Origin of the sequence: Arthrobacter sp. NPDC058097 (assembly GCF_042884885.1) — a bacterium.
Taxonomy (GTDB): Bacteria; Actinomycetota; Actinomycetes; order Actinomycetales; family Micrococcaceae; genus Arthrobacter.
In genome coordinates, this window is record NZ_JBHVSZ010000001.1 from 227,392 (window position 1) to 242,695 (window position 15,304).

The 15,304-nt window shown below is 67.4% G+C and carries 17 protein-coding genes; 10 read left to right on the forward strand and 7 right to left on the reverse strand.

The window, feature by feature from the left end:
- From ACFVTE_RS01065 to ACFVTE_RS01075, 3 genes are read right to left on the reverse strand one after another with little or no spacing between them, the layout of a single operon-like run.
- Window positions 1–921 carry a carbohydrate ABC transporter permease gene (locus ACFVTE_RS01065; RefSeq protein WP_387095654.1) on the reverse strand — a complete coding sequence of 307 codons (921 nt, stop codon included), beginning with the start codon at window positions 919–921 and terminating at the stop codon, window positions 1–3.
- Window positions 918–1,994, reverse strand: coding sequence for a carbohydrate ABC transporter permease (locus tag ACFVTE_RS01070; RefSeq protein WP_387095656.1), 1,077 nt, complete (start codon window positions 1,992–1,994; stop codon window positions 918–920). Before ACFVTE_RS01070 ends, ACFVTE_RS01065 begins: the two co-directional genes overlap by 4 nt.
- 12 nt (window positions 1,995–2,006) lie before the next feature.
- Window positions 2,007–3,356 (reverse strand): ABC transporter substrate-binding protein, encoded by a 1,350-nt coding sequence (locus ACFVTE_RS01075; protein WP_387095659.1) that lies wholly within the window; start codon window positions 3,354–3,356, stop codon window positions 2,007–2,009.
- A gap of 195 nt (window positions 3,357–3,551) precedes the next feature.
- On the opposite strand from ACFVTE_RS01075, the gene ACFVTE_RS01080 reads away from it, so the two are divergent.
- Window positions 3,552–4,574: a LacI family DNA-binding transcriptional regulator gene (locus ACFVTE_RS01080; RefSeq protein WP_387095661.1), complete on the forward strand. Its 1,023-nt coding sequence runs from the start codon at window positions 3,552–3,554 to the stop codon at window positions 4,572–4,574.
- Window positions 4,575–4,649: 75 nt separating this feature from the next.
- Window positions 4,650–5,504: an ammonia-dependent NAD(+) synthetase gene (nadE, locus tag ACFVTE_RS01085; RefSeq protein ID WP_387095664.1), complete on the forward strand. Its 855-nt coding sequence runs from the start codon at window positions 4,650–4,652 to the stop codon at window positions 5,502–5,504.
- A gap of 58 nt (window positions 5,505–5,562) precedes the next feature.
- Here the strand turns inward: nadE and ACFVTE_RS01090 are convergent, their stop codons facing one another.
- Both ACFVTE_RS01090 and ACFVTE_RS01095 read right to left on the reverse strand, forming a co-directional pair.
- A complete protein-coding gene (locus ACFVTE_RS01090; RefSeq protein WP_387095666.1) occupies window positions 5,563–6,477 on the reverse strand; it encodes an NADP-dependent oxidoreductase in 915 nt (304 codons plus the stop codon).
- Window positions 6,478–6,659: 182 nt separating this feature from the next.
- Window positions 6,660–7,454: an IclR family transcriptional regulator gene (locus ACFVTE_RS01095; protein WP_387095669.1), complete on the reverse strand. Its 795-nt coding sequence runs from the start codon at window positions 7,452–7,454 to the stop codon at window positions 6,660–6,662.
- Window positions 7,455–7,630: 176 nt separating this feature from the next.
- Between ACFVTE_RS01095 and ACFVTE_RS01100 the strand changes: the two genes are divergently transcribed.
- Entirely contained in the window at window positions 7,631–8,362 is a 732-nt protein-coding gene (locus tag ACFVTE_RS01100) for a CoA transferase subunit A (protein WP_387095672.1), read from the forward strand.
- A gap of 12 nt (window positions 8,363–8,374) precedes the next feature.
- The gene (locus ACFVTE_RS01105) at window positions 8,375–9,049 is read left to right on the forward strand and encodes a CoA transferase subunit B (RefSeq protein WP_387095675.1); all 675 of its coding nucleotides are present in this window, start codon (window positions 8,375–8,377) and stop codon (window positions 9,047–9,049) included.
- 89 nt (window positions 9,050–9,138) lie between these two features.
- Here ACFVTE_RS01105 and ACFVTE_RS01110 read toward each other — a convergent pair whose 3' ends face one another.
- On the reverse strand, window positions 9,139–9,771 hold the full coding sequence (locus ACFVTE_RS01110; protein WP_387095678.1) for an ankyrin repeat domain-containing protein: 633 nt from the start codon (window positions 9,769–9,771) through the stop codon (window positions 9,139–9,141).
- A gap of 178 nt (window positions 9,772–9,949) precedes the next feature.
- Entirely contained in the window at window positions 9,950–10,555 is a 606-nt protein-coding gene (locus ACFVTE_RS01115; protein ID WP_387095681.1) for a heme-binding protein, read from the reverse strand.
- A 263-nt stretch (window positions 10,556–10,818) separates the two neighbouring features.
- On the opposite strand from ACFVTE_RS01115, the gene ACFVTE_RS01120 reads away from it, so the two are divergent.
- The 6 genes from ACFVTE_RS01120 to ACFVTE_RS01145 all read left to right on the forward strand — a co-directional run bounded on the left by ACFVTE_RS01120 (window position 10,819) and on the right by ACFVTE_RS01145 (window position 15,277).
- Complete coding sequence (locus ACFVTE_RS01120; RefSeq protein ID WP_387095684.1) at window positions 10,819–12,048, forward strand: sensor histidine kinase; 1,230 nt, start codon at window positions 10,819–10,821, stop codon at window positions 12,046–12,048.
- Window positions 12,045–12,671, forward strand: coding sequence for a response regulator transcription factor (locus ACFVTE_RS01125; RefSeq protein WP_102972968.1), 627 nt, complete (start codon window positions 12,045–12,047; stop codon window positions 12,669–12,671). Before ACFVTE_RS01120 ends, ACFVTE_RS01125 begins: the two co-directional genes overlap by 4 nt.
- Window positions 12,672–12,765: 94 nt before the next feature.
- Entirely contained in the window at window positions 12,766–13,821 is a 1,056-nt protein-coding gene (locus tag ACFVTE_RS01130) for a zinc-dependent alcohol dehydrogenase family protein (protein WP_387095687.1), read from the forward strand.
- A gap of 72 nt (window positions 13,822–13,893) precedes the next feature.
- Window positions 13,894–14,214, forward strand: coding sequence for a hypothetical protein (locus tag ACFVTE_RS01135; protein ID WP_331570763.1), 321 nt, complete (start codon window positions 13,894–13,896; stop codon window positions 14,212–14,214).
- A 182-nt stretch (window positions 14,215–14,396) separates the two neighbouring features.
- Window positions 14,397–14,600: a cold-shock protein gene (locus ACFVTE_RS01140; protein ID WP_003799085.1), complete on the forward strand. Its 204-nt coding sequence runs from the start codon at window positions 14,397–14,399 to the stop codon at window positions 14,598–14,600.
- 89 nt (window positions 14,601–14,689) lie between these two features.
- Complete coding sequence (locus tag ACFVTE_RS01145) at window positions 14,690–15,277, forward strand: DinB family protein (protein WP_387095692.1); 588 nt, start codon at window positions 14,690–14,692, stop codon at window positions 15,275–15,277.
- Window positions 15,278–15,304 lie beyond the last annotated feature (27 nt).

Genomic DNA, 15,304 nt, shown 5'->3' on the forward strand with positions numbered 1-15,304 from the left:
CTACTTGACTCCTCCGGCGGTCAGTCCGCCTACTAGGTAGCGCTGGAAAATGAGGTAAAGGATGACCACCGGGGCCGCGCACACGAGCGAGGCCGCCATCATCTGGCCATACAAGGGGATGGCGCCGCCTTCCTGGGAGGCGCCGAAAACCTGAAGGGCGACGGCGGCCGTCTGGCTTTCGGGCCGGGTCATCACCGAGGCGAACAGGACGTCGTTCCATCCCAGGAGGAAGGCGAAGATTCCGGACACCACGATCCCGGGCCAGCTGAGCGGAAGGATGATCCGAACCAGCACGCCCACGTTGCTGGCGCCGTCGATCCGTGCTGCTTCCTCCAGCTCCCGCGGAAGGCCGCGCAGGTAGGTGACCATGACCCACGTGGAGAACGGCATGGCAAAGGTCAGGTAGGTGATGAACAGGCCCCATTGGGTCCCGATCACCTGGATGCCCAGGTAGCTGGCCGATGAGGAGAACAGGACGAACACCGGCAGCACCATGAGGGTTCCCGGTACCGACTGCAGGGCCAGCAGTCCGCGCAGCGCCGTCAGCCTACCGCGGAACTGGTAGCGGACCAGCACGTACGCCGTCGCGATGGAGAGCGCGGCCGAGACAACGGCCGTCATTCCCGCCACCGCGACGCTGTTCGCCAGGCCCGTGGCAAGCCCCACGCTGGACCAGATCTTGCCGTAGTTCTCCAGCGAGAAGGTGGAGGGCAGGAATTCGCCGTTGGCGACACCGATGTCCGAATTCACGGAGGCCAGGAAGATATAGGCCACCGGAATCAGGACCAGCGCGCACAGGAACACCAGGATGCATGCCAGCAGGGGGCCGGGCAGCAGCCGTGTCACCTCGTGCTGGCGTTTGGAACCCGGACGGAATGACCGGGCCGTGCCGGTCCTTTCGGCTGTGGCGGTGGCTGTCACTTCTTGCCTCCGGGGGTCTCGGCGTCGTCGAGTTTCACGGCGCGCAGGTAGATGAACAGCGGGATCGCGATCAGCACCAGCGACACGAACGCCATGGCAGCGCTGAGCCCGAAGCGGAAGCTTTGGAAGCTCGTGACGTATGTCAAAATCGGCAGGACCTCGACGTCGGCCGGTGCGGGAACGCCGAACAGAACGAACGGCAGCGTGAAGTTGTTGATGTGGTGCAGCATGCCGATCAGGAAGGCCAGCGCCAGCGGTCCTTTCAGGTACGGGAACACGACGTAGCGGAGCTTGTTCCACCACAGCGCACCGTCCAGGGCGGAGGCCTCGTGGACCTCATGGTCCACGGACTGCAGGCCGGAGAGGGCCAGCAGGTAGATGAACGGCCACGAGGCCCAGATCTGGACAAGGACCAGCGTCCAGAATGTCTGCGGTCCGTTGAGCCACAGCCCGGCGTCGATTCCGACGGAGCCCAGGGCAGAATCAATGACCCCGTCAGGCTGGAACATGGTACGCCAGACGGTGGCCACCACGAAGGACGGCAGCACATACGGCACCAGGAAGATGGAGCGGACCACCGCCCTGCCCCGGAAGGAGTTCTGCGTTGCGACTGCGGCGGCGATGCCCAGCGGCAGGGTGACCACCATGGCGATCAGGGAGTAGCTCACACTGAGCCAGACCGAATGAAGGAGCGGCGAGGACGTCAGCGCCTCCACGAAGTTCTCCACGCCGATGAACGGCGAGCTTACCCACTTGCGCAGCGTGTATTGGTCCAGGCTCAACGTGGACATGAAGGTGCCGAGCAGCAGCGGCACCACGATGATGACGAACATCAACAGTCCGCCTGGAACCAGCATCCACAACGGGCGGTTCCGCTCGCTGAGGCCCTTGCGCCGGGCCGGCCTGGCGTTCAGTCGGGCCGGACCGCCCGGCCCCGGATTTGCGCCCGCGCCGGGCCCGGCTGCGGGCCCGGCCGCCTGGACGCGCCCCGCCGTTGCGACGGGCCCCGCCGCTTGGGCCCCTGCAGACGGCCGCGGCGCGGTCCGGAGGTCCTTGAAGGAATCGGTGGTCATCGCAGTTCCTGCCTAGGACTTCGCGGCCCGGTCGAGGGATGCTTGCCCTTTGGTCTGGGCGTCCTTGATGCGGTTCAGGAGCCCGGACTCGTCAACGGACCCGTTCGAGAGGTCGGGAACCGACTGGACGGTGACGTTGAGCAGGGCCAGCTGAATGTCGCCCCACGCGCCCGTGAACGGGGTGGCCTTTGACTTGCCCGCGGCATCCACCACCGGCTTCAGCTTGGGATCGGTCAGGGACTTCAGCGCCTCGGCATTTGCGGGCAGGTCACCGAAGATCTTCTGGTAGTTCAGCTGCTCTTCCTTGGAGGTGATGAGCTTGATGTAGGCGAAGGCAAGGTCCTTCTGCTTCGAGTAGTCCGCCACCACCACGTTGTCGCCTGAAAGGATGCTGGCTGCCTTGTCGCCGTCGCCCTTCGGGGCAGTCTCGCCGGGCGCCGTCGTCGGCATGGTGGCGTAGGCGTATTTCCCTGCCACTGAAGACTTTTCAAGGGTCGGGACGGAGCTTGACGTCGTCATCATGAGGTAACCGGACTTGCCGGCGGCAAAGGCGGCCACCGCGTTGCTGTTGCTCCAGCCGACAGCGCTGGGATCCACGACCTTGTCCTTCGTCAGCCAGCCGAAGTACGTTTCGTACGCCTTCTTAACGGACGGATCGTCAAGCTTCAGGGTCTTGCCGTCCACCAGCGGGTTGCCGGCCTGGACAGACATTGCCCAGATGAACTTCCAGGGATCGAAGTTGTCCTTGTACCCGGTGGCCAGGCCAAACGTCCCGGTTGCCGGGTTGGTGAGCTTCTTCGCCTGCTGGGCCAGTTCATCCCACGTCGTGGCCGGTTTCTCGATTCCGGCGGCCGCAAGCAGTTCCTTATTGTAGGCCATGACGAACGGCCGGCTGACGAACGGAATGCCCGCCTGGTGCTCCGCGTCCGGGCCGGAGATGCCGAGGGCGGCCGGATTAAACCTGTCCTTGCCGCCGACCTTCTTCCAGTCGTCGTCAGTCAGGGTCACGAAGGCCTGCGTGGCATAGGCGGTAGGGGTGAACGTGGTGCCGAGGCTGTAGACGTCGGGTCCCTGCCCCGAAACGACCGAGGTCTGGATGCGGGTCAGCTCGTCGTTGGCCGAGGCAAACGTCTCGAACTCAACGTCGGCGCCGGTCTGCGCCTTGAACTTGGCCCCGATGTCCTTGAACCATTCCTTCTGCTGGGCCGAGTAGTGGGCGTTGACGCCCACCAGCACACTGAGCTTCTTGCCCTTACCGTCAACGGCCCCGCCGGAGTCATTTCCTCCGCCTCCGCAGGCAGTCAATGCCAAGGCGGCCGCAGTAATAACGGCTGCCAACCTGGCTGACGATGCAAACTTCATTGTTTCCTCCTCGGATACCCCGCAGGCCACGGTCGTGTCCTGCGTCACATGGGCTTCGGCGTCGAGTCTATGGTGAGGAAAACCGGTCGGCAAGCGATTGCCAAAAATTGCCAACGGTGCTCCAATGGTCTGGCAGAGCAGAACCATTGCGGAGCCTCAAAGGGTCTGCACCCCCAAATCAGGAAGGCTGGGCCAATGGCAGGTGTGGAACTCTCGTCCCCGGACAGGACACCAACTATTCGTGATGTGGCGGAGCTGGCAGGAGTTGCCACATCCACGGTCTCCAGGGCGCTGTCCAACCCGGACAGGGTCAACCGGGTGACGCGGGAGCGGATCCAGCAGGTTGCGGCCCAGTTGAACTATGTGCCGAGTTCGCAGGCTCGGGGACTGAGCTCCGGCCGGACGCAGGCCATCGCCGTTCTGGTCCCGGATGTCACCAACCCGTTCTATTTCGACATCATCCGGGGCACCCAGCACCAGCTGAAGGCAGCCGGGTACACGCAGCTGCTCGTGGACACGGAGGAATCGGCAGAGATGGAGGAGGAGGCCCTGCACAAAATGCGGCGCTCGGCCGACGGCTTCATCCTGGCCGCTTCCCGCCTGACGGATGCCCAGCTGGCGGAGTCTGCGGCCGCCCACCCCATGGTGACCATCAACCGGGCCTCCGCCAATGCCCCCACGGTGGTGATTGACACGCCGTCGGCCATTGTCCAGTCCCTTGAGCATCTGGCTTCGCTGGGGCATTCGAAGGTTTGCTTCGTGGGCGGACCGGCGAGCTCCTGGTCGAATGCCAAGCGCTGGAAGTCCTTCGAGGATGAAACGCGGGACCGCGGGATGACCACGTTCCGGGTGGGCCCGTTTGCCCCGAAGACCACGTCGGGGGCCGCGGCCGCCGACGCCGCTGCCCACACGGGTGCCACGGCCTGCATAGTCTTCAACGACCTCCTGGCCATCGGCATGCTTCAGCGCCTGCGGGAGCGGGGCGTCCGCGTGCCCGAGGACATGAGCATCGTGGGCTGCGATGACATCTTCGGCGCGGACTTCTGCAACCCTCCGCTCACCACCATCGCCTCCCCCATCGAGCAGGCAGGGCGTGTGGCCGTCTCCATGCTCCTGGCCCAGCTCAATCCGCTGCAGGGCGGCCCCAGCCGGCGTCTTGCCGTCATGCCCACGCACCTCACCATCCGCGGATCCACCGGGCCGGCGCGCGTTCCCTAGCCCATGCCCGACGCATTCCGCCCCGCGCGGCAACGTAGTTGAGTGTTCCCGACCACGCTGACTAGGCTGGGTTCCATGCGCGAACTCCAGGCCAAGATCATCGAAGAAATGGGCGTCCAGCCCCGGATCGATCCCGCAGAGGAGGTGCGCAAACGCGTCACTTTCCTCAAGGAGTACCTCAGGGCCACCGGCACCAAGGGCTTCGTCCTGGGGATTTCCGGAGGCCTTGATTCCTCGCTCGCCGGGCGCCTCGCGCAGCTGGCGGTCGAGGAACTGCAGGCGGAGGGCACGGACGCGCAGTTCGTGGCGGTCCGCCTCCCCTACGGCGTCCAGCACGACGAGGAAGATGCGCAGGTGGCCCTGGATTTCATCAAGGCCTCCAAGGAATGGACCTTCAACATCTCCGCCGCCGTGGACGGTTTCGAGGACGAGTTCGAGAAGACTGTCGGCAACGGGATCTCCGACTTCCACAAGGGCAACACCAAGGCCCGCACGCGCATGATCGCCCAGTACGCCCTGGCCGGGGAGCACAACTACCTCGTCATCGGCACGGACCACGGCGCTGAATCGGTCACCGGGTTCTTCACCAAGTATGGCGACGGCGGGGCCGACATCCTGCCGCTGTTCGGCCTGAACAAACGGCAGAACCGGGCCCTGCTGGAGCACCTCGGCGCGCCGGAGCGGGTGTGGAAGAAGGTGCCCACCGCCGACCTCCTGGACGACCGGCCGGGCCGCACGGACGAGGACGAACTGGGCCTGAGCTACGACCAGATCGACGACTACCTCGAGGGCCGCGAGGTCGGCGACAGCGCCGCAGAGCTGATCGAACAGAAGTACCTGCGGACCCGGCACAAGCGGACCGTTCCGGTCAGTATCTTCGACACGTGGTGGAAGCACGAGGGACCGGAAGAGGCCAGGGCAGGGCTCTAAGGCCGGGGTAGGGCTCCAGGGTTTTTCCGGACGCGGGCGGCCAGCGGGGCGGCCGGTTCTACGGAAGCAGCAGGATCTTCCCCCGGCCGTGGCCGCCGCGGCTGAATTCCAGCGCATCGGCGGCCTCGATCAGCGGCATCCGGTGCCCGATCGTGAAGGTGATTTGCCCCTCGGCGGCGAGCGTCCCCACTTCCGCCACCCGCCCTTCCAACTGCTGTACGGCCACCAGCCCCGCTGCTGTTGCCTGTTCGCCCGGAATGGTGGTCACGGCCCGGCCAGAGCCCTGCAGCAGCTCGGCTGTGGCTGCCAGCGAGTCCTCGCTCCCCACGGTATCCAGGACGGCAGTAACCGTGCCCGCGTCCCCGGCCAGCTCCCGGATCCTGTCCGCGAGCCCTGGACCGTACGTCACGGGTTCGGCACCCAGCTCGCTGAGGTACTCCTGGTTGGCCTCCGACGCCGTGCCGATCACCCGTGCGCCGAAGGCCTGCGCGATCTGGACCGCGGCCGAGCCAACTCCGCCGGCGGCCCCATGGATCAGTACCGTGTCCGCTGCGGCCACGGCGAGCTGCTTCAGGGCCGAGTACGCCGTGCCTCCTGCCACCGGGATACATGCAGCCTGCTCGAAGTCCACTCCCGCCGGCAAGGGAGTCAGCTGCTCGGCCGGCACAACGAATTCCGTCCGGTAGCCGCCCAGCAGCCCGTTCCAGATGACCTCGTCACCTACCGCAAACCCTTCGAAATCAGGCCCGACGGCGGTCACGACGCCGGCCGCTTCGCAGCCGGGCACCGCCGGAAAGTCCAGGGGGACCCACTTTTTCAGGTAGCCCGCCACGAGCTTCCAATCCACGGGGTTGACGCTGACCGCCCGGAACTCCACCTGCACCAGGCCGTCGCCCGGTTCGGCCAGCTTCTCCGTTCCCACCTTCAGGACCTGGGGATCGCCGTATTCCTCAAAGTAGACCCGTGTGCTCATGGCTCTGGCTCCTTCGGTACCGTCCAGCTCTTCTGCAGACAGCGCCGTCTGCAGGGCGGCCCTGTCCGCAGGCGCCTTTCGTCTGCGGGGTGGACCCTCTGCAAGGTTAGGCACGGGCAGCGGGCACCACAACAGTTTCAGCGGCCCCGCCCGAGGGGGCTGCGCAGAGCGGTGTGCCCCAGCTAGTTCTGCCGCCCGCGCTGGCCGCCGGCGCCGAGCCGGACGGTGAGCCGGTGGGCCTCCTCCAGCAGGAGCCGGCCCAGCAGTTCGCGCCGGTCCTCACGGAAGCGTGGCTCGATCCCGGTCAGGGACAGTGCCCAGGCCGGACGGCCGGCCTGGTCGAATACCGCCGCACCCATCCCCCAGCTGCCTTCCAGCACCAGGCCCGGGTTCACGGAGTAGCCGCGCCGCCGGGTCTGGTGCAGGTTGTTCCGGACCACGCCCTCCGGGTGCCCGTCGGCGTATTTGCCGGCGTGGGCGGCCCAGTCGCCCAGGATCTGCTCCTGCTCTGCTTCGGGCAGGAACGCCATGATCGCCGTTCCGGCCGAGGCGACGCCCAGGGGAAACCGGACACCCTCGTGCAGCACGAAGGAGCGGACGGGGAAGCTGCCCTCCTCGCGAAGCAGGCATACTGTCTCGACGCCCCGCCGGATCGAGAAGAACGCACTCTCACCGGTCTCCTCGGCGAGCCGGCGCAGGCTGGGCCTCGCCAGGTCCTCCAGCGGAAAGCGCGCGGCGGCCACCGACCCCATCAGCAGGGCCTCGGGGCCGAGCACCCAGTTCCCGCTCAGGGGGTCGTGGTCGAGAAGCCCCTCGGCGGCAAGGGACGTCAGCAGGCGGTGCACCGTTGGACGGGTCAGCCCGGAGTCGCGCACCAGCTCCACGAGCGGGCTTCCCTCCGGCTTGCGCCCAACGATCCGCAGAAGCCCTGCGATGCGGCTGACGACCTGCGCGCCCTGGACCGGTGCCTGATTCACAGCTGCTCCTTAATTATCCATAATGTGGACACATTCCAGCCTACCGTCCACAGTGTAAGAGCGCGACTGTCCAGGGAGGGCAAAACCTTGACACGGTTGCGGCAGCCCACCTACGCTCCACAGTCAGAACCAGCGTCCATAAAGTGGACTGCACCACAGCTCGATGAGGAGATGCGATGTCCAAGCTGAAATCCAGCGCCGCGGAAGCCCTGCACGATGTGCTGCGGGACGGGATCACCGTTGCCGTCGGCGGGTTCGGGCTGAGCGGCATTCCGGCTGACTTGATCGCGGCCGTCCGTGAATCCGGCGTGAGGAACCTGACCGTGGTGTCCAACAACATGGGCGTGGACGGCAAGGGCCTGGGCGTCCTGATCGAGGCCGGCCAGGTCCGCAAGGTCATCGCGTCCTACGTCGGCGAGAATAAGCTCTTCGCCGAGCAGTACCTCGCCGGGGTCCTCGAGGTGGAGTTCACCCCGCAGGGCACTCTGGCCGAGCGGCTGCGCGCCGGCGGCGCCGGCATTCCCGCGTTCTACACCAAGACCGGAGTGGGCACCCTGGTGGCCGAGGGCAAGCCGCACGAGGTGTTCGACGGCGAAACGTACGTCCGTGAGCGCGCCATCCTTGCCGACGTCGCGCTGGTCCACGCCCACACCGCTGACACCGACGGCAACCTGATCTACCGCTACACGGCCCGGAACTTCAACCCGGTGGTCGCCACCGCCGGCGCCGTCACCATCGCCGAGGCGGAGGTCATCGTCGAGCCCGGGGCCCTGGACCCGAACCACATCGTCACGCCGGGCGTCTACGTCCAGCACCTGGTCCAGGCCAGCAACAGGGTCAAGGACATCGAACAGCGCACCGTCCGCCCGCGCGCTGGCCTGGTCAGCCCCGAACTCGTCAACAATTAGAAGGAGACCCCCGTGGCCTGGACCCGGAATGAAATGGCTGCAATCGCGGCCGAGGAACTGAACGACGGCGACTACGTCAACCTGGGTATCGGCATCCCCACCCTGGTGGCCAACAACCTGCCCGACGGCGTCCGCGTGGTCCTGCAGAGCGAGAACGGGCTGCTCGGCATGGGCCCCTTCCCCTACGAAGGTGAGGAGGACGCCGACCTCATCAACGCCGGCAAGCAGACCGTCACCGTCCTGCCCGGCGGCAGCATCTTCGACTCCGCCACGTCCTTCGGCATGATCCGCGGCGGGCACGTGAAAGTCGCCATCCTCGGCGCCATGCAGGTCTCCGGCAACGGCGACCTCGCCAACTGGACCATCCCCGGCAAAATGGTCAAGGGCATGGGCGGCGCCATGGACCTCGTCGCCGGGACACCACGGGTCGTGGTCCTCACCGAACACAACGCCAAAGACGGCTCAGCCAAGATCGTTTCCGACTGCACCCTGCCCCTGACCGGCGTGAGTGTAGTGGACCGGATCATCAGCGACCTCGCCGTCTTCGACCTCCACAAGAAGGACGACGGCGGGCGGCAGCTTACGCTCACCCGGCTCGCCCCCGGCATCACCATGGAAGAAATCCGGGAGAAGACGGAAGCGGACTTCGCTGTGGCCGCAGAGCTCGCCGAACCGGCCCAGCTTTGACGCTGCAGAGGCGGTGAAACGGCCGAACCCTTGCGGCTGACGGTCCCAAAACCGGGCCGGTTCGGCGCTGTCGAATAGCCGTGCCCGGGTCAGCCCCGCCCGCGGATCAGCCGGGCGATCTCGGCAAAGCCCAGCCGCTCGGCGTTCTCCAAAGCCGTCCGGCCCTGCGGATCGCGGATGTCGGGGTCCGCCCCGGCGTCGAGCAACTGCCGGACCACATCCTGCTGCCTCGGACCCCCGTTATTGAGGAGGATGGCTTCCTGCATGGCCGTCCAGCCGAGCTTGTTCACGTGGTTGACGGGGACACCGGCGGCGATCAGGATCCGCACCGTCTCCACGTGCCCGTGCTCGCTGGCCGGGATCAGGGCGGTCCCGCCAAAACGGTTGGTGCTCCGGACGTCCGCACCGTTGGCCACCGTCAGCCGCAGGATCTCGTTGAAGCCCTCGGCACCGGCGTACAGGAACGCAGAATCCTGGATCGAGTCCTTGGCGTTCACGTTCCCGCCTTCGCGGATCAGCTGCTCCACAAGAGCCGCGTCGTTGCCCTTCGCGGCCAGGACCAGCCGCTGGTCCAGCCTCACCTGCTCGGCCGGGGAAAGGGTGGGACGTGAGGCGGGAGCGGACGACGGCGGCCGCGGTGTGCCGCCCGCTCCGGAACCGTCCGCCGCCGCCGGGCTTGCCTGCGTTGCACCGCCAGCGCTTGGGGTGGAACTCGCTGGCATTGAACTTCCCTGGCTTGAACTGGTCCGTGTTGAACTGGCTGAGGCCGGTTCAACGGCCGACGGTGAACCGGAAGCGCACCCCGCCAGCAGGGACGCCACCAGTACCGCCACACCAGCGAGCGGAAGAGCGGCAGCCGGCCTGCCGCCGTCGAACCCGTCCCCACCCACAGCCCGCAACCTACTTGACGGCGATTGCGGCGGCGCCGGCCTCGGCGCAGGCTTCGTCGAGCTTGCCGTCCGGAGCGCCGCCCACGCCGATGCCCGCCACGGAGACCCCGTTGACCTTCAACGGGACGCCGCCCGGGAGGAAGATGGTGCCGGGAAGGTCGGCGATGCTCGGCCCGTTGCCGCTGATGCGTTTGGCGAGTTCGCTCGTGGGGCTGCCGAACGCTGCTGCGGTGTACGCCTTCTGCTTGGCGGACTCGATGGTGTGCTCGGCGGCGTTGTCGCCGCGCAGGAGGGCCTGGACGGTGCCGAACCGGTCCACCAGGGCCACCGTCACGAAGGGCAGCTTGTCGGCCTGGCACTTGGCGAGCGCAGCGCCCACTGCCTTCGCCGAGGCGCCCACGGTGATCCGGTTCTGGGCGACGACGTTGTCCGCACCCGGCTGGACATCAGCAGCGGGCACGGCTGCCGGCGCCGCGGCAGGCTGTATTGCGGCCCCCGCGGGCTGGACCGAAGCAGGGGAAGACCCGGATCCGGCGTTGGCGACGGCGGTGGCACCGGCGGTCATCACGAGCGCTCCGGCTGCCGCGGCGGCAAAAATCTTCTGGGACTTCTTCACGGGGGTTCTCCTTCGGTGGGCGGCGAGCGGCCGGCTGGGTATGTCAGGACCGGAATCCGGTGGTTGCGTATCCGGTGACTGCGGGGCACAGCCCAACGGCTGCATTTCCATGGTGGACCTGCGCCAGGCGGGGGCGCATCAGGCCATCAGTTGGACCCCCGTGGTCCTTCCGGCTGGCGGTATCAGCCAAAAGGCTGAGAGACCCGCAACGGCGCGGGCAATAGCATGGTCCTAGCACGTCACCCACCGGAACCGGACCCGCCATGCCCTCCCCAGCCCCCACCGCCGCACCGGAACTTCCTCCCGCACGCACCGGCCCCGTTCCGACCAGCCGGCTTGGACGGATAGACGCCGCGGTCCATTTGGGCTTCGCCGTGCTCATCGTTGCCTCGGTGGTGCGCTACGTGATGCGGCACAGCGCCCAGGACAACCTGCTGGTCCTCGCGCTGGCAGCCGCCGCCTGCGCCCTCTACGCGGTCATCGCCGTGCTCGCCCAGCGCCGGCGTCCCTGGGCGCCGTGGATGTTCATCCTCGTGGCCGTCTGGGCGGCGCTGGTGGTCTCCGCCCCCAGCTTCGCCTGGTGCTCGTTTGCACTGTTCTTCCTGTGCCGCATCGCCTTCAGCGGGGCGGTCGCCTACGCAGCGGCGGGGGCGACGGCGGCAGCCACCGCCGCGGGGCTGTTCCGGCTCAGCGACGGCACGGACCTGGCCATGCTCCTGGGCCCGCTCGCCGTGGGCGTCCTGCTGACCCTGATCTATGACCGCATCGAGCACGACGCCGCCGAGCAGCGGCGCCTGCATTCCGAGGTATCCCTCGCCCAGGGGCAGCTGGCCGCCAGCGAGCGCCGCGCCGGCACCATCGCCGAACGCGAGCGCGTCTCCCGGGAAATCCATGACACCGTGACGCAGGGGCTCGCCAGCAGCCTGCTCCTGCTCGAGGCGGCAAACCGCGCCTGGCCGGAGCCGGCGTCCCGGCAGGATCTCCGGCAGGCCAGCGAGCTGCTCCGCCGGAACCTCTCCGATACGCGCAGCCTGGTCCACGAACTGGCATCTCCCGGCCTCGACGCCTCGCCGCTGCCCGACGCCCTGCTGCAGGCCGCTTCCCAATACGTGCCGGATGCCCGGCTCCTGGTCACCGGCGAACCGAGGGCAGTCGCCCCGGAGGTCCGTCATACGCTCCTCCGGGTGGCTCAGAGCGCGGCCGCGAACATCAAGCTACATGCCTCCGCAAGCACCACGACCATCACCCTCGGCTTCCTGCCGGAGGCGGTCACGCTGGACATCTACGACGACGGCACGGGCTTTGATCCGGCGGCGGTAGCACCGCCGTCGGACGCCGGAGGATACGGACTGCGGGCGATGCGGCAGCGGGTGGAGCAGCTTGGCGGCGCCTTCTCGGTGGAAAGCGCCCCGGGCGAGGGAACTGTTGTGGCGGCGCAGCTGCCGGTCACGCAGCCGACGGTCAGGCAACTGCCGGCAAAGGGGGAAGAATGAGCGTCATTACCGTGCTCCTCGTGGACGACCATCTCGTGGTCCGCAGCGGCCTGAAGGCCCTGCTGGGGACGCAGCCGGACATTGAGGTGGTTGCCGAGGCGTCCTCCGGCGAGGAAGCCCTGGCCGCCGTGGAAGGGCACGCCCCCGATGTCGTGGTGATGGACCTGGCCATGGGCCCGGGGATGGACGGGATCGAGGCCATCAGGAAGCTCCGCGAACGCAACCGCCGGCAGGCCGTGCTGGTCTTCACTACCTACGATTCCGACGCCGACATTGTCCGCGCCGTGGACGCCGGGGCCATGGGCTACCTCCTCAAGGACGCCGCGCCGGAGGAGATCTTCGCCGCCGTCCGGGGCGCCGTGCAAGGCAAGAGCGTCATGAGCCCGCCGGTAGCCTCCCGGCTGTTCCAGCAGCTGCGCAATCCCGATGAGGTCCTGACCCCGAGGGAGGCCGAACTGCTGAGCCTCCTCACCGAGGGGCTCAGCAACAGGGAGCTGGGGCAGCGGCTGTTCATCTCCGAGGCCACCGTCAAGACCCACCTCGCCCACATCTACGCCAAGCTGGGCGTGGAGACCCGGGCAGCGGCCATCGCCACCGCCATCCGCCGCGAGGGGATGCGCTAGCAGGAGCGGGGCGCGTTGCCTCCCGAAAGGCTGGTCCCCGGCAGCGGGGCTAGACTCGATCCCGTCCAGCCCAGCCCTTTCGAGAGGAGCAGCCATGCGCGCCACTATCATCCACGGACCCGGCGACATCAGGGTGGAGGACCGCGACTACCCGGTCATCCAGCTCCCCACGGACGCCGTGGTCCGCGTGACGGCCGCCTGCGTCTGCGGCTCGGACCTGTGGCCGTACCGCGGCGTGAGGCCCGTCCGCCATGCCTCCGCCATCGGCCACGAATTCGTCGGCGTCGTGGAAAGCACAGGCAGCGACGTGTCCGCGCTCCGGGCGGGCGACTTTGTAATCGCCCCCTTCGTGGTCAGCTGCGGACAGTGCCCGCAGTGCCTTAACGGCGTCACCGTCGCCTGCGACCACCTCGCCGGCTGGGGCGGTAAGGACGACGCCGGATTCGCTGTGGACGGCGGCCAGGGCGAGGCCGTGCGCGTCCCGCTCGCCGACTCGACGCTCGTCAAGGTGCCGGACGTCGGCGAGCCGGACGCAGCGCTGCGCAACAGCCTGCTGACCCTCTCGGACGTCATGGCCACCGGGCACCATGCCGCCGTCAGCGCCCAGGTGGGCCCCGGCCGGACCGTTGTGGTGGTGGGCGACGGCGCTGTGGGGCTCTGCGGCGTCCTGGCAGCAAAGCGGCTCGGCGCCGAGCGGATCATCGCGATGTCCCGCCACGCCGACCGGCAGGCGATCGCCCGCGAGTTCGGTGCCACGGACATTGTCGAGGAGCGCGGGGATGACGGTGTCGCCAAGGTCCGGGAACTACTCGGCGGCGTGCTGGCCGATTCCGTGCTCGAATGCGTGGGCACCAAGGAGTCCATGGAGCAGGCGCTGCATTCCGTCCGGCCGGGCGGCGCGCTGGGCTTCGTCGGAGTTCCCACCGGCGGCGCGGAGATACCGCTGCGCTACCTGTTCGACAAAAACATCACCGTGTCCGGCGGAATGGCCCCTGCCCGGACCTACATTCCCGAGCTGCTCAAGGACGTGCTGTCCGGCGCCATCAATCCCGGGCGGGTGTTCGACGTCGAGATGCCCCTGGAGGACGCGCCCGAAGCCTACAAGGCGATGGACGAGCGCCGGGCCATCAAGGTGCTCCTGACTCCGTAGAACGGTTGCGCGGGCACGGCACCGGGTCTACCGTGATCCGCATCAGTCACCACCGCCGTCGAGGGAGCCGTCATGGCCGGGTTTGTGCAGATCATCGAATTCCAGACCTCACGCATCGAGGAGGTCGAAGCGCTGGGCCGCCCGTCGAGAACCGAGGGCACCACCGCGCCGACGTTTCGCCGCATCAGCGCCACCGCGGACCGGGACCGTCCCGGGACATACTTCACCATCGTGGAGTTCGACTCCTACGAATCGGCGATGGAGAACTCCAACCGGCCTGAAACATCCGACTTCGCCGCGAAGATGGCCGCCCTGTGCGACGGTCCGCCGGTTTTCCGCAATCTCGACGTGATGTGGGAGGACACCGGACAGGAGCCGGAGACCACAACGTAGGCAGGAAACGGCGTCTCCAAATGGCCTCCGGGGACAAAATCTCCCGTTACAGGTGGGACTCCTGATGACGGCAGCTATTGCACGCCCGGCGGATGGCCCATAGGTTGGAGACAGCGGACAACAGTTTCCGTCTCTGCCTGCTGTCGGAGCAGGACCAGAAAAGGGTTACAAAGGAAGTAGCAATGGCAACAGGCACAGTTAAATGGTTCAACGCCGAAAAGGGCTTCGGCTTCATCGCTCCGGATGACGGATCGGCAGATGTATTCGCCCACTACTCGGCAATTGCCTCCAGCGGCTACCGCTCCCTGGATGAAAACCAGAAGGTCGAATTCGAAGTGACCCAGGGCCCCAAGGGTCCGCAGGCAGAGAACATCCGCCCGCTGTAACGGCTTACCAAAGACTCCCCTGTCCGTGCCCGGCACGCACAGGGGAGTTTTTGCTGCCCGCAGTCTTGGCCGGCCGGTAGAGTGCCGCCATGGATGAAAAAGCGACCCTGCACCATTACCTGCGGACACGGCGCGCCCAGCTCCTCGCCAAGCTCGACGGACTGATCGAGTACGACGTCCGCCGGCCGATGACACCCACCGGCACGAACCTCCTGGGCCTGGTCAAGCATGTGGCCAGCGTGGAACTGGGCTACTTCGGCGAGGTGTTCGGGCGGCCCAGTGGCCGGGAGCTGCCTTGGTTCGCTGACGGGGCCGAGCCGGACGCGGACATGTGGGCCACCCCTGAGGAGACACGTGCCGAGATCGTGGAGCTGCATCACTTCTCGGCGGCGCACACGGACGCGACCATCGAGGCGTTGCCGCTGGAGGCTTCCGGGGTTGTGCCCTGGTGGCGGGAAGACCGGAGGCACGTGACCCTGCACCAGATGCTGGTGCACATGTGTGCTGAGACGGCGCAGCATCTGGGACACGCTGACATCATCCGCGAGCTTATTGACGGCTCGGCCGGGCAGGGGCCCAACGACCCCAATCTTCCGCAGCGGGGATCGGCCGAGCAGGCCGCCTATCTGGAGCAGCTGGAGGCCGCCGCGCGGAAGGCTGCCGCGCTGGCTGAGTAGCGTTTGGCTGAGTGTCGGGGCGGGCTG

Excerpts from the sequence above, each read along its gene's own strand:
- ACFVTE_RS01070 (WP_387095656.1), bottom strand. The coding sequence starts at position 1,994 with ATGACCACCGATTCCTTCAAGGACCTCCGGACCGCGCCGCGGCCGTCT.
- ACFVTE_RS01075 (WP_387095659.1), bottom strand. The coding sequence starts at position 3,356 with ATGAAGTTTGCATCGTCAGCCAGGTTGGCAGCCGTTATTACTGCGGCC.
- ACFVTE_RS01080 (WP_387095661.1), top strand. The coding sequence starts at position 3,552 with ATGGCAGGTGTGGAACTCTCGTCCCCGGACAGGACACCAACTATTCGT.
- nadE (WP_387095664.1), top strand. The coding sequence starts at position 4,650 with ATGCGCGAACTCCAGGCCAAGATCATCGAAGAAATGGGCGTCCAGCCC.
- ACFVTE_RS01090 (WP_387095666.1), bottom strand. The coding sequence starts at position 6,477 with ATGAGCACACGGGTCTACTTTGAGGAATACGGCGATCCCCAGGTCCTG.
- ACFVTE_RS01100 (WP_387095672.1), top strand. The coding sequence starts at position 7,631 with ATGTCCAAGCTGAAATCCAGCGCCGCGGAAGCCCTGCACGATGTGCTG.
- ACFVTE_RS01110 (WP_387095678.1), bottom strand. The coding sequence starts at position 9,771 with ATGCCAGCGAGTTCCACCCCAAGCGCTGGCGGTGCAACGCAGGCAAGC.
- ACFVTE_RS01120 (WP_387095684.1), top strand. The coding sequence starts at position 10,819 with ATGCCCTCCCCAGCCCCCACCGCCGCACCGGAACTTCCTCCCGCACGC.
- ACFVTE_RS01125 (WP_102972968.1), top strand. The coding sequence starts at position 12,045 with ATGAGCGTCATTACCGTGCTCCTCGTGGACGACCATCTCGTGGTCCGC.
- ACFVTE_RS01130 (WP_387095687.1), top strand. The coding sequence starts at position 12,766 with ATGCGCGCCACTATCATCCACGGACCCGGCGACATCAGGGTGGAGGAC.
- ACFVTE_RS01135 (WP_331570763.1), top strand. The coding sequence starts at position 13,894 with ATGGCCGGGTTTGTGCAGATCATCGAATTCCAGACCTCACGCATCGAG.
- ACFVTE_RS01140 (WP_003799085.1), top strand. The coding sequence starts at position 14,397 with ATGGCAACAGGCACAGTTAAATGGTTCAACGCCGAAAAGGGCTTCGGC.
- ACFVTE_RS01145 (WP_387095692.1), top strand. The coding sequence starts at position 14,690 with ATGGATGAAAAAGCGACCCTGCACCATTACCTGCGGACACGGCGCGCC.